The sequence below is a fragment of the Xylanibacillus composti genome (genome assembly GCF_018403685.1).
In the GTDB taxonomy this organism is placed as follows: domain Bacteria; phylum Bacillota; class Bacilli; order Paenibacillales; family K13; genus Xylanibacillus; species Xylanibacillus composti.
Window position 1 is genome coordinate 1 of sequence record NZ_BOVK01000003.1, and the last position, 12470, is coordinate 12470.

The window sequence follows — 12470 nt, forward strand, 5'->3', positions numbered from 1 at the left end:
AACTATCTTCATTAATAAACCAAACACTCTCAAACTTTACTTAAAATCAATAATCTCCCGAATATCCTCGATGTCCAGTGCCTCGGCGATTCGTTCGATATGGGCAAAGTGAATGCTGGTTCGTTTGCCGTTGGACAATTCGCTTAAGGCGGCATGGCGCACGTCTGCCAAGCGGGATAGCTCCCGAATCGAGATTCCGCGTTTCTTGGCCAACTCGGCTATTTTGACAACGACTGTTCTGGTCATTCTGGCTCCCCCGTTTGCATATTGACTTTACGCCAAAACGTACCATAGAATAGTGAAATGAGTGGTACGCATATGCGTATCGAAATAAGGTTGTGCAAGACGAGGGGGAAATATGCAAGTTCCAGTACAGCGACAAGGAAAAATCGAATGGGTCCACCTGAAGGATATCATCCATATTCAATCGGCGGGGAGTGGCAAGCTATTATTTCACACAGCGGAAAAGTCGGTTTTTCCGCTTCGGACATTTAGCGAATGGAGTGAGTTATTCCTATCGGATGAATTATTTGTACAAGTCGATCGGGGCAATCTGATCAATCTGAATCACGTCATTGGATACGATGATTGCTATGACTTGGTGAAGCTGCGCCATTCAGAGCAACCTTACAAAGTTCCCGTTGCGCAATCCCAAATCATGAAGCTTAGGAGGAATCCTCACCTTCTCCTCACAAGCGAAAATACGACTTAGCCTATCGATTTCAGGTATGGAAGAAGATCGAAACTTCGCGAGTTTGCGTGTTCCGGTCTTCAAATGGTTGCTGAAAAGTTGATCAGATTTAGAGTTCGATTCCCTGAATGCGTTTGGGCCTTTTTAATCTATTTCCAGAGGCTTCATAATGGTTTCCGGCAATGAGAATACCCGGCATCTGATTGACATCTTCCTGACACATTCGTCGAATAAGATGAAGGGAAGTGATCAGGGGAGGCAGTGACTGTGCTCGACAATTATCGCGACTACCCGATGATCGGTGAATTATCGCATGAGGATTTCTTAGATATCCAAATTTATCTGCGCGAACGGGAGTATCCGATTGATGCGGTTATTTTACGGCAAGGCCAGCATGGAGACAGCTTTCACATTCTCCTCTCCGGAACGGTGGAGGTTTATCTAGAGCAGGAGACGAAAGTGAGCGTAGCCATCCTGGGGCCGGGGCAATTCGTCGGCGAGATGTCCTGTTTGACAGGGGGGGGCGGTCAGTGCGACGGTTCAAGCGATTGAACCTGTTCGGACTTTGGCGATGCCTCGCGAAGGCATTCTTCGGCTGATGGACAAGAGCCCTACGTTCCGGAGGCATATGATCGAAGCGATGGTCGCGCGAATCGGGGAGTCTAACGAGCGGGTGGCGGAGGAATATACGCGGAGCTTCGCTGTGACGAGGCAGCTGGAGCTGGAACGCCAGACTCGTTACGGCAAGATGGTGGGAAGCAGCGCATTTATGCATGAGCTTCGCAAGCGCATAGCGGATTGGGCCCGTAGGGACGAAATCGTGTGCATCATAGGGGAGAAGGGCGTCGGCAAGTTCCATGCCGCATGCGAAATTCACCATCAATCCAGCGGTGCAGGGCATCCCCTATTGAGTATTGACGGGGCCAGCTTTAACCAGGAGGAATGGCTATTGAAGGCGCGGGCGGCCCAAGGCGGTACGCTTATTCTGGAACAAGCGGATTTGCTGCCGGCTGATCTGCTTCATCGCTTGATCCAGTCGCGGCACGGCATGCGCTTGATCTTAACGGCACGTAGCATGCCGCCTGTTGCCAAGGTTCATAGGCTGGACCTGCTTCCGCTTCGAGAGCGTGCTGAGGATATCCCGGAGCTTGTGGCTTTTTTTCTGTCGGAAGCCGGTGTGCTCCATCCGTCGGAAGCGATCTCCCAAGAGGCGATGAACATGATTTGCGCATTTCCCTACCTCGGCGGCAACATTCAAGAGTTGAAGCGAGTTGTAGAGGACGCGCTTGTGCTCAGCAGAGGCAGCATCATCCGAATCGCGCATTTGCGTTTCGGGAGCATGCGCAAGCCCGGAACCAGGCCGAAGATTGGACTGGCTCTTGGCAGCGGCTCGGCAAGGGGCGCCGCGCATGTCGGCGTGCTGAAGGTGCTGGAGGAGGAGAAAATTCCGATAGACCTCATCGCCGGCACCAGTGTCGGGGCGTTTATCGGCGCGCTCTATGCGGGGGGACAACCGATTTCCGCATTTGAGCGGGTGCTGCCTACGGTCCGCTGGAGACAGCTTGTGCAAGCCGCCATTCCGCCGAAGGCTATCGTCAACAATAGCCCGATGGCGCGTTTTGTTGAGAAGTATATCGGCCCGGTCGACTTCGAGGACCTCGCCATTCCCTTCGCGGCAATGGCCTCGGATGCCGTCAGTGGCGAAGCTTATATTCTGAACAAAGGAAGAGTGTCCCATGCGATATGCGCATCGACGGCGATTCCCGGCATTATGAAGCCGGTGAGTTACCAGAACCGGATGCTGGTGGATGGGGCGGTGGTTCACCCGGTGCCTGTCGCGCTTGCCAAGAGCATGGGAGCCGATATCGTCATAGCGGTAGATCTCAGCTCTCCCGTCTATACAAGAAAAGCGCCCAAGCATTTCATCTCTTCGATTCTGCATACGATTGAGATTATGAGCGAAAAAATCGTGCAGGAAGAGCTCCAGCTGGCCGATGTTGTCCTCCAGCCCAAGCTGGAATCGCAGCTGTCGTTCAAGGCGTCGCCTGTCTACATTCGGGAGGGCGAGAAGGCTGCGCGTCCGGCAGTAGCGTTGATTCGGAAGAAAGTGGACACGTTGATGGTGCATGAGCAAGGAATTTCGGCTCCAATTGTCGAATGAGGCTACAGCATTCTCATTTGCTTCGGCTTGATGGAATCAAGCGAACGGGGGTATGGGCCTTGAAGAAGATTCTGGTTGTGGAAGATGATACAGGCATCTCGATGGTGCTGAAGGCATATTTGGCGAAAGCCGGCTACGAAGTGGAGCAGGCATTCGATGGGGAGCAAGCGATGGAGAAATTCGTACAGAGGAATCCATCGCTAGTGCTGCTTGACGTCATGCTGCCGGGAAGGGACGGCTGGTCCATTCTGAAGCAGATCCGCGAACGCAGCGCTTGTCCGGTCATCATGCTGACGGCGCTCGGGGACATCCCGTACCGCCTGGAGGGACTTAGAGGCGGAGCGGACGATTATTTGGTCAAGCCGTTTATAGGGGAAGAGGTGGTTGCCCGAGTTCAGGCCGTGCTGCGCAGGCAGCTGCAGGTGGTGACAGAGGATATGGCGATATTCGGCAGTCTCAGGATCAACTATGCGTCGCGCGAGGTGTATTTGAACGGACAGCCTGTCAGGCTGACACCGCGAGACTTGTCGCTGCTGCTGTTCCTGGCAATCCATCCGAATCAGTCCTTCGAACGGGAGCAGCTGATTCGCTGCGTATGGGGAGCGGATTACGGCGGCAGCGACCGCGCCGTTGACCTGGCCGTCAAGCGGATTCGCCAATCGCTGGCTGCTTGGCCCAAGCACGAAGGAGAACTGGTCACACTGCGCGGATGGGGGTATAAGTTCCATGTCCGGACGAAGTCGTAAGTCCTTGCTCTATTATTGGACCGTCCGCTATATTGCCATTCTGCTCCTCAGCATGACCATAATCAGCACAGTATTGTTGTATTCTGTACATAAGGAAGGGCAAATCCGCCAACACGCCGGAATGGAGAAGATGGTTCGCGCGATCAGCCAGACGGCTGCCGAGCATGGCGGCCGCTTGCCCGACGAATTGGACCTGATGCGCTTTCTGGATGATCTCGCCTATCAATTCGGGTTGGGCGACAGACCTGTCATGTTCATAGTGGGCAGGAACGGCAGGCCCGTTCAGCAATTTCCCTCGTCCCCGCCGAAAGAAGCGGCTCAGCTTGCACCACGCATGCACGAACTCCTGACAGCCAAGACGACAATCATCCGGCTTGAAGCGCTTCAGGATCGTCCATCCTTCCTGGTGGCCTCGCATCCGATTCTTGTCGATGGAGAGGAGGCTGGATATGCGCTGTACATGATGCCACAGGTTGAAACGGTGAAAGGCGTGCTGCAATTTCAGCTTCCGCGGCTGACCCTGCTCCTGACGCTCGCGCTCAGCGGCTGGGGCATCATCTATATGCTGACGCGCCGGCTGGTCAAGCCGATTCGCGAAGTGGCAGGCGCTGCGCGGCAAGTCGTGGCCGGGGACTACCGCATACAGCTAAGCAAGGATTATCGGGAGAAGGAAGTGCACGAATTGGTATCCTCCTTCAAGGAAATGGCTGACCGGCTGCAGAAGCTGGAGTCGCTGCGCACGCAATTGCTTGCAGGAGTGACGCATGAGCTGAAAACCCCGATCACGTCTGTGAGCGGGCTCGTACAGGCAGTGAAAGATGGCATTGTCGAAGGGGAAGAGGCCGCCGTATTCCTGGACAGGTGCTTGAAGGAGAGCAATCGCCTGCAAAAAATGGTCGAAGACCTGCTGGATTTCAACAGCTTTGCGGCGGGAGCCGTCACCGTAGCCAAGGAGCCGGTTGATCTGCAAAAGCTGTTAATGGAAGTGGTTGAGAAGTGGAGAATTGCCCAGGAAGATTCAGCGGCGGCAATCACTGTCCATACAGCGCGTGCGGTTTCGGACTGGAGAGCTGTTACGGATCCGGCTCGTGTGGAGCAGATCATGGTCAATCTGCTGAACAACGCGCAGGCCGCATTGAATCCGGGCGGCACAATCTGCATCCGGCTTGCCGCAACATCCGGGGCCTATCTGATACAGGTTGAGGACACGGGGAGAGGAATACCCGAGGCGGAACAGAGTGACGTGTTCGAGCCGTTCTACCGGGGACAGGACAAGTTGACGCGTGTACGCGGACTGGGATTGGGTCTGCCGTTCAGTCGTTTGATTGCGCGATCCTTAGAAGGGGAAATTGTTCTCTCAAGCAGCCGCCCGGGCAGTACGATCTTCACGTTGACCCTGCCTGGCCATGCAAGCAATCGCCCATAGATTATATATCCACCAGATTTCCCCACACGGTCTATTAAACACCCCGAATAAAAAGGAGAGGAGGGACAGGCGTCCCTCCTCCATTATGATGGCTAATTGGTAACCAGTCTCCACGGTCCCCACTGGCCTGTTGTGCCTGGTTCTTGCCCTTGCGTCCACCACTGGGCTTGCCACAATTGCCCGTTGTGCGACACAATTTCATTGGTATACACCGTGTTCGGGTTCCAGGCTGGATACTGTCCAGGGTTAGGACCCGGATTCGGGTTGTTCGGAGAACCGTCAACCAGTCTCCAAGCATTGTTGGTGCCCGGCACTACTCCTCTGGAGTAATAGACGGCTTCCCAAACTGCGCCGTTATAGCGGACAATTTCACCAGCTTGGTAAGGTCTGATGGATACCCACTCCTCGATTTCACCGAAGCGATTCGGGTCGCCCGGATGTCCCGGAGGCGGAGTTGTTGGCGCGGACGGGTTAATGGACAGGTTCACATCAATCGCTTGGTAGAACGCGTTTTGCGTATCGAAGATATCCCACACCGCTACAATGACATGATAGCCTTCCCGGTCGTTCGGGATAAAACAGTCGCTGGAGTAATCAAGCGGCGGGTTGGCGCCATGGTCTCTGTACTCGCAGAACAGTTCAAGATTGGCGCGCGCCAGCGGCTCATTGGGATTCCAGCCTTTTTTGGTAATGTAGTACTTCCAGTTGTTCGTGGCGTGGTTGGCTTGAATGACCCAACGGAACGTATGCGGACCGCCCTGCAGATTAATCTTGGACCAGCGTGTTGCCGTCTGCACGTCCAGCTCGTAGAAAGGAGCGGCACCTGTTCCGCCGTTCGCACTTGCAATTCGACCGTCAGGCACGCCGATTTCCGGGAAGTCCCCGCGTCCCTCTACGCTAAATGGCTCGTACTGTACTTGACCACAGTTGGTGTTAATCCCTAGCTGACACAAATGGGCACGGCTGTTTTGAACATATCCGTGAGCGTCTGCAGAGTTTGCGAACAGAAGGGAGCATGCAAACAGCAGCAAGGCAATCCCGGCTGCCGCTACCAACATGTTCGTTTTGGACAATTTCCTTTCCTTAGCGAATAAAGCTGTCATTTCATTTTCCTCCTTTGTTTTTTGGGGTAGGTAAGCTTGTCTGGCAGCGCAGCATCTCGGATATATGCCGAAGTGAGCGCTTTCATAATGGTTTTTGGAACGTGACCACTCCTTTCTGATGAACGATAAGCGAGATCTTGGCTGACTTCTATCATCAATCCTGATGGGCAGCTATTGCCCGCAATGGTTAAAGGGCCAGAGAAGCAGGCCAATGAGCTGTTTCAGGAATTGATGGCTGCAGGAAAAGGGCGGAACCATGGAGGACAATGGCAATCGGAAGTAAAAGTCGAGGAGGCTAATCGCTTCATTGCGATGAAAAACCAGTGTGTCGCCCGTCACACCCTATCATTAATGTAACACAATCGGACGGAGCTAGAGAAGTTCCAAATGTAAAATAATCCCTTCGACTCATTCGTTCGACAGCATTTTCTAGACGCCTGCAACATAAGGCTCATCCTGTCTTACATGCGCAAGGACTATTCCTTTCCCATGCCAGTGACTTGGATGGCGGGATTATACAGGATATGACCTGTCTCTCCTCATTCCGACAGTCTCTGTCACCCGGTGCAATGAGAGGGCCGCTGGCATGGAACGAATCGGTCATCAGGATGAATGCATTCCTTGCAGCTGAACTAGGAAACAAAAGGTTCTGTATGATAGCATTGCCAGTAGAAAATGAATAGGGTGGATGTCGGCAGCTGGAACGGGGATCATCATGCGCACAACTGGACTATCTGATTGTTCCAACAACTCAATGTTGGGCAGGGAGGGGAAGCATGGCAATTATTGAAGTTGCTCCATTATCGAAGTCGTATACGTATTATCCAGATACAGCAGCGGAAGCAGCTAGATGCGGGTGAACCTATTAGAAAAGCGGCAGTTGCAATGAACTGCCGCTTTTTGTGAAGACTAGTTCGCCGCCGTACGAACCGCACGCTGAATCGTAAGCAGGTCGTGCGCGGTTTCGATATATTCGTCCTTGCCGCCGCGAAACTCGAGGGACCAGCATCCCTGATAGCCGGCTTGTTGAAGCAGCTCGATCTTCTGAACGAGCTCAGGTCCTGTGAAATCCACGAATGCGCGGTCCAGCTGGGCATGCATTGTGATCGGGGCTGCGATCTCATCCCCCTTGTCATGCTCTGCTTCCCAGCGGTTCACATTCAGCACAATGCCGAATGCGGGGGAGGATACAGCTTCGGCCAGACGCTTCAGATTCGACGGAACTTGCGCGGCCAGCTGATGTGTCTGCGGACCTACCCGAAACCCGTGATCGGCAGCGAACTGCGCATATTCCTGGTAGCGCTTGACGCAACATTCAAATTGTTCCTCAGTCATCGTTTTGTCGTGGATGCCAAGGTCAATTCGAAGCGCTTGGACGCCCCACTTGCGAGCGATTTCCAGATAGGCGCGGGCTTTTTGCGCATTGTGCTCGCGAACCCCAGGGTCATCGTGCCAGATATCGGCTCCGTCTACGGCAAGGTTGGCTACAACCAACTCTTCTTCCTTCAATGTTTCATGAATGCTGGCAATGTATGCCGGTTCGGTAGAAGCCAACATACCGTTCCAGATATCCGCATGCTGCAGGCGGTAGCGGTATTTGATGCTCTCGAGATAGCCGAACACGTTCATCTTCCCTGCTTCAAATAGTGCATGAAAAGACCACGATCCGATGGAATAGGCTGTCATATTGTCCTCCTTGATGTGCGGGGCAAGCCCTTGTTATACGGCTATCATAGCATAGGGGGAGGCAGAGCGGTAGGTTTCGTGAATGGAACAGGGAGTGAGTTGAATCTAAGGTAAATAGAGGAATGTATGGAGGTGCGGCGAAGTATTGCGATGAGGTGATGATGTTGAGCATACCGTTCCAATCCTTATTCAAAGAAGAACTGACCATTCAGGAAATCCAAGCTGCGATGGATGCAGGTGACATGACGGCCAAGCAATTGACGATGTATTATCTATCGCGGATTGCCGCATATGACCAGGCCGGTCCATGTCTGAAGTCGATGTTGGAAGTAAATCCGGATGCGATCTTTATTGCGGAAGGGCTGGATCATGAACGTGCGAAAAGGGGAGCAAGAGGACCGCTCCATGGCGTTCCCGTTGTGTTGAAGGACAATATAGAGACGCGAGACCATATGCATACGAGTGCCGGCACTTTGGCGTTGGCCCAGCATCTGGCCGATCAGGATGCTTTCCTCGTGAGCAAGCTGCGGGAAGCCGGGGCTGTTATATTGGGTAAAACCAATATGACGGAGCTCGCTAACGGTATGTCATCAAGCATGTGGGCGGGGTATAGCGCCAGGGGCGGGCAGACCGATCATCCATACGGGCCCGGACGCGATTGGTTTGTCGGAGGTTCGAGCTCGGGATCGGCAGTGGCGGTTGCTGCCAATTTGACGATGGTAGCCGTAGGGACCGAAACGATTGGCTCCATTCTTAGTCCAGCCGTGAATAATGCCGTTGTTGGTATTAAGCCTACAACAGGACTGATTAGCCGTAATGGGATCATTCCGTTGACGTATACCCAAGATACAGCCGGGCCGCTTGCGAGAACGGTGAAGGACGCTGCTATCTTGCTTGGAGCTATGACAGGAATTGATCCACAAGATGCGGCGACCTATAAAAGCGAAGGCATGGCGAAGCAAGATTATACGAAGGGTCTCGATCCTGACGGTTTGAAAGGGGCGCGAATCGGCGTATGGCGAATAGAGGACGAGGAGCAATCCGTTGAGTACGATGCCGCTCTCTACGATCAAGCGATTCACACGATGCGCGGTGCAGGCGCAGAGATTGTGGACAATATCGAGATTCCTGCTTGTGAACGTGATTGGAATTGGGCGGTAATGCCGCACGAAATCAAGCATAGTCTCGATAACTATTTGGCGCGACTGCCTGCTCATTATCCGGTTCACTCGATTGCGGACCTGATTGCCTACAATCAACAGCATGCGGAAACAGCGCTCAAATACGGCCAGGATCAGCTGGAGGAGAAGCAGCGCTATGCGAATACGCTGACCGATCCAACATATCTACGTGCAAGGATGGAAGACCTCTACTATGCACAGGACGAGGGGGTCGATTATGCGCTCAAGACGTATCGACTGGATGCGATATTGTTCCCGGCATACAAAGGATGTACGATCAGCGCCAAAGCTGGATATCCGACGATTGCACTGCCTGCGGGCTTTCGCGCGGGTGGCAGGCCGTTCGGCATCACGCTGACTGCAGGCGCATTTAGCGAGGCGAAGCTCATTCAACTGGGTTATGCATATGAGCAGGCATCCAGATTGCGCCGACCACCCAAGTTGTAGCTTAATGTTATCCGAATAAGGCTGTAAAGAACGACAGTTCTCCAGAAAGGGATGAAACAGTCTCGTGCACGCGCACGAGGCTTATTTTGTGTGGAAATGTCAGAAAAAAATGAACAATATTTTGAAAAAGCATGAATATCATGTACTAAGGAAAAGTGTAAGGCCTTTCACGCATATAGGGACTGCTCTTGAAAGGGGAGACGAGGTATGTACACAGACCGTTTGCAGTCGGTACAATTCTTAGTCACCACGATGGACTATTTCCCTGAAGCTGCGAATAAACATAGTGATGGCGGTGCGGCGAATACTCCTGTTATGGTGAAGATGCCGGTCGTTATCGGTGAAAATATGAGGCGCGTCAAGCATTATGCGAACAAAGTGGGGGGCTATACGTATCGGCCGAGGAAGCTGGAGCCGTTCGACCTGGATACTGCGCTGCGCAGAAACCGTCAGTGGATTTTGAAGATGAAGCGGCAGGGCAGGGAATTCATTGACATTGGTCCGGATTTTGCAAGAAGAGAAGCCGGGGCGGATCCAAGCCCTTTTTACAATATAGAACGCAAGCAGTTGGAGGGCTACGAGAAGTATAGTAAAGTATTTATAAGAATGGGGAAGAGAAGCGGTGGCGTGCTTGGCATGGATTGCTGGTGAGGTGATGGGTGTACACATGTTTAAGGAGTGGAGAGACCATTTTCTGTTTCTGGTCAACGAGTGGGGCATGGAAGGGCCCAGTATTGCTCGTTATGCAGGAGTGGAGACCATGACTTACATCGGGGATACGGTTGCGATCGAGATCGAATGCGAGATGCGGGAGCGGCGCGTGTTCGTGCTGATTGTCAAGCTCGAGGAAGGCCAGCTGCCAGAGGACTATTATGTTTCAAACGGCGAGGTCGTGCGCCTGCACTTGCCCAAGCTGTTGTCCCTTTGTGCGGGCGGTTCTCCCAGAGACTATGTCTCCCGGCATGCAGACCTGGAAAGCCAGGCCCAGGACTACGCAGGCCTGCTCAAAACCTACGCCGATTGTGTGCATCGGAGTGAAATGTGGATGAGGAACGTTTAATAAGCTCATCGAATTTACAGGGAATTCTCGTTGGTAAGGACAATTTCATATGCGTACAGGAAGGTCATCTGATAAAGGGGTGGCCTTTTTTATTGAATAATCATCGACGACAAGTTGAGGGATGCATCTTGCCAATTAGACTTCAGAAAATTACTATTATTCTATAAACTCTATTATGAAAAATTAAACTAATCTACTAGATGAAGAGAAGGAATGCCCTATGCCCGTTTCCAAACATAATACGCTGCGCAATCAGATGCTGTTCGGCTTTCTGCTGGTCATGATTGTGGTACTGGGCGGAGTTGCGCTGGCAACCTTTCATTCGGTATCCACCCTGCTTAGAAACAATGCCGAGAAAAATATTCAACAGACGGCCATTCAGGCCAACGGTCGCTTGGAGGGCATTCTGCAGCAGGTCGATACGCTTACCACGCAAGTGGCGACAAATGCCTATGTTCAGCAGCTGCTAATGGAGGAGACGAACGGGAATATGGCGTCCTTCTCGGATCGGCAGCGGCTTGCGCCTGTTATCAATACGGTTCAGATCTTTGGACGCGGCGTGCAGGCGGTCGAGCTGTACAGCTTCGAGGGAAGACGCTTGTATCCGCTTGACGGCAATCACATCCAGGACAAAGTTCAAGATGCGTGGATTCAGCAGACGATCAGGGGCAGGGGCAGCCTGATCTGGTTCCGATTCGATCCGAAATATCCCGATTCGATTATGGCTATCCGCCTCGTTAAGCTCATGGATCAGGAATTTGCGCCAGGCGGCTTTTTGCTCGTGCATTTGCAGCGGGAGCTTTTCGACCTGCAGCATTCCCCCTCCAGCACCGAGACCCCTTCACGGATGCTGCTGGTCGATGATGAGGGGGTTGCGATAGCGGTCAACGATACGGAACTGGATCAGTCGGCTGTTCGCAGCATCCTTCATTCGTCCGGAAATGCGGTAGAAATTGACGGTGTCACCCATATGGTTGTTCGGCAGCCCTCGGAGGCTACAGGCTGGACCCTGTTGATCTTGACACCGATCAGCGAGATTATGAGCGGCATATCTGTGCTGCGCACTGCGATCCTGATCGCGGCCGGCATCGGTCTTCTCTTGTATGCGCTGCTTTCGTTCTTCCTCTCCACGGCTATAACCAAACCGATTCTGCAGTTGAAGCGGACGATGCGAAGCGCGCGGCTAGGCGCACTCAAGCCGGTGGAAGAGACCACTTCAACGATAGAAATGCAAGAACTGAATCGTTCCTACAATGAGATGGTCCGCGATATGAACGATTTGATTCGGCTCGTCTATGAGAAGGAAATCATTCAAAGCCGGATGGAGCTGAAAGCGCTTCAGGCACAAGTGAATCCGCATTTTCTCTTCAATACGATGGAGGCGCTGTACCGATCTCTGCAGGAGCGGGGTGAACTAAGGCTGGCCGAGTTCGTCATCACAATTTCCGAATATTACCGGTATACGATCACTTCGCATAACCGGGAAGAGTGGGTGACGCTGGAGGAAGAGCTTGCACATATCGAAAGATACCTGCAGATCATGAAGCTGCGGCTGGGCGATCGCCTCAATTGGCAGATTGCCTATCCGGAGGAGCATGCGCACCGGATGATGCCGAAGCTGCTGATCCAACCGATTGTGGAGAATGCGATCGTGTACGGCATTGAAGATAAGCTTGGACCTGGCAGCATTCGGGTGGCGGCGGATTTTCGCGAACGGGAACAAGAGCTGCTGATTGAAGTCACAGACAATGGCGCCGGTATGGATGAGCAGACGCTGGAGGCCGTAACGGCAGCGATACGCGAAGGGCGTCATACCTCTGCCAGAGGCACAGGCATGGGACTGGCCAACGTGGAGAGACGCATTCAATTGTATGCCGGCAGCAGCAATTATGCCGGCGGTGTAAGGATTAGCAGCAGCAAGGGAGAGGGAACAAGTGTGCAGATCAGAATTCCTTGCAAATAGGAGGCC

At 53.0% G+C, this 12470-nt stretch carries 12 protein-coding genes; 9 read left to right on the forward strand and 3 right to left on the reverse strand.

The window, feature by feature from the left end:
- Window positions 1-36: 36 nt before the first annotated feature.
- Window positions 37-246, reverse strand: a complete 210-nt coding sequence (locus XYCOK13_RS00755) for a helix-turn-helix domain-containing protein (protein WP_213409936.1) — start codon at window positions 244-246, stop codon at window positions 37-39.
- 112 nt (window positions 247-358) lie between these two features.
- Between XYCOK13_RS00755 and XYCOK13_RS22265 the strand changes: the two genes are divergently transcribed.
- The 5 genes from XYCOK13_RS22265 (at window position 359) to XYCOK13_RS00780 (ending at window position 5024) form a co-directional block, all read left to right on the forward strand.
- Complete coding sequence (locus XYCOK13_RS22265; RefSeq protein ID WP_213409937.1) at window positions 359-712, forward strand: LytTR family DNA-binding domain-containing protein; 354 nt, start codon at window positions 359-361, stop codon at window positions 710-712.
- Window positions 713-958: 246 nt separating this feature from the next.
- Window positions 959-1243 carry a cyclic nucleotide-binding domain-containing protein gene (locus XYCOK13_RS00765; protein WP_213409938.1) on the forward strand — a complete coding sequence of 95 codons (285 nt, stop codon included), beginning with the start codon at window positions 959-961 and terminating at the stop codon, window positions 1241-1243.
- 76 nt (window positions 1244-1319) lie between these two features.
- Window positions 1320-2852: a patatin-like phospholipase family protein gene (locus XYCOK13_RS00770; protein ID WP_213409939.1), complete on the forward strand. Its 1533-nt coding sequence runs from the start codon at window positions 1320-1322 to the stop codon at window positions 2850-2852.
- Window positions 2853-2911: 59 nt separating this feature from the next.
- Window positions 2912-3598 carry a response regulator transcription factor gene (locus XYCOK13_RS00775; RefSeq protein WP_213409940.1) on the forward strand — a complete coding sequence of 229 codons (687 nt, stop codon included), beginning with the start codon at window positions 2912-2914 and terminating at the stop codon, window positions 3596-3598.
- On the forward strand, window positions 3579-5024 hold the full coding sequence (locus tag XYCOK13_RS00780; RefSeq protein WP_213409941.1) for a HAMP domain-containing sensor histidine kinase: 1446 nt from the start codon (window positions 3579-3581) through the stop codon (window positions 5022-5024). The genes XYCOK13_RS00775 and XYCOK13_RS00780 overlap by 20 nt, the downstream gene beginning before the upstream one ends.
- A gap of 92 nt (window positions 5025-5116) precedes the next feature.
- On the opposite strand, the gene XYCOK13_RS00785 is transcribed toward XYCOK13_RS00780, so the two are convergent.
- Together XYCOK13_RS00785 and XYCOK13_RS00790 are read right to left on the reverse strand one after the other, a co-directional pair.
- The gene (locus tag XYCOK13_RS00785; RefSeq protein WP_213409942.1) at window positions 5117-6127 is read right to left on the reverse strand and encodes a lytic polysaccharide monooxygenase; all 1011 of its coding nucleotides are present in this window, start codon (window positions 6125-6127) and stop codon (window positions 5117-5119) included.
- Between the two features lie 909 nt (window positions 6128-7036).
- Complete coding sequence (locus tag XYCOK13_RS00790) at window positions 7037-7813, reverse strand: sugar phosphate isomerase/epimerase family protein (RefSeq protein WP_213409943.1); 777 nt, start codon at window positions 7811-7813, stop codon at window positions 7037-7039.
- Between the two features lie 164 nt (window positions 7814-7977).
- Between XYCOK13_RS00790 and XYCOK13_RS00795 the strand changes: the two genes are divergently transcribed.
- The 4 genes from XYCOK13_RS00795 to XYCOK13_RS00810 all read left to right on the forward strand — a co-directional run bounded on the left by XYCOK13_RS00795 (window position 7978) and on the right by XYCOK13_RS00810 (window position 12464).
- Window positions 7978-9441, forward strand: a complete 1464-nt coding sequence (locus tag XYCOK13_RS00795) for an amidase family protein (RefSeq protein ID WP_213410038.1) — start codon at window positions 7978-7980, stop codon at window positions 9439-9441.
- A 207-nt stretch (window positions 9442-9648) separates the two neighbouring features.
- Window positions 9649-10092, forward strand: a complete 444-nt coding sequence (locus tag XYCOK13_RS00800; RefSeq protein WP_213409944.1) for a hypothetical protein — start codon at window positions 9649-9651, stop codon at window positions 10090-10092.
- A 16-nt stretch (window positions 10093-10108) separates the two neighbouring features.
- Entirely contained in the window at window positions 10109-10501 is a 393-nt protein-coding gene (locus tag XYCOK13_RS00805) for a hypothetical protein (RefSeq protein ID WP_213409945.1), read from the forward strand.
- Between the two features lie 220 nt (window positions 10502-10721).
- Entirely contained in the window at window positions 10722-12464 is a 1743-nt protein-coding gene (locus tag XYCOK13_RS00810; protein WP_213409946.1) for a cache domain-containing sensor histidine kinase, read from the forward strand.
- The last annotated feature ends 6 nt before the right edge of the window (window positions 12465-12470 follow it).

What these genes read in the sequence shown, in the direction of transcription:
- XYCOK13_RS22265 (WP_213409937.1), top strand. Translation starts at nt 359, where the DNA reads ATGCAAGTTCCAGTACAGCGACAAGGAAAAATCGAATGGGTCCACCTG.
- XYCOK13_RS00810 (WP_213409946.1), top strand. Translation starts at nt 10,722, where the DNA reads ATGCCCGTTTCCAAACATAATACGCTGCGCAATCAGATGCTGTTCGGC.
- XYCOK13_RS00770 (WP_213409939.1), top strand. Translation starts at nt 1,320, where the DNA reads ATGATCGAAGCGATGGTCGCGCGAATCGGGGAGTCTAACGAGCGGGTG.
- XYCOK13_RS00790 (WP_213409943.1), bottom strand. Translation starts at nt 7,813, where the DNA reads ATGACAGCCTATTCCATCGGATCGTGGTCTTTTCATGCACTATTTGAA.
- XYCOK13_RS00755 (WP_213409936.1), bottom strand. Translation starts at nt 246, where the DNA reads ATGACCAGAACAGTCGTTGTCAAAATAGCCGAGTTGGCCAAGAAACGC.
- XYCOK13_RS00805 (WP_213409945.1), top strand. Translation starts at nt 10,109, where the DNA reads ATGTTTAAGGAGTGGAGAGACCATTTTCTGTTTCTGGTCAACGAGTGG.
- XYCOK13_RS00800 (WP_213409944.1), top strand. Translation starts at nt 9,649, where the DNA reads ATGTACACAGACCGTTTGCAGTCGGTACAATTCTTAGTCACCACGATG.
- XYCOK13_RS00785 (WP_213409942.1), bottom strand. Translation starts at nt 6,127, where the DNA reads ATGACAGCTTTATTCGCTAAGGAAAGGAAATTGTCCAAAACGAACATG.
- XYCOK13_RS00780 (WP_213409941.1), top strand. Translation starts at nt 3,579, where the DNA reads ATGTCCGGACGAAGTCGTAAGTCCTTGCTCTATTATTGGACCGTCCGC.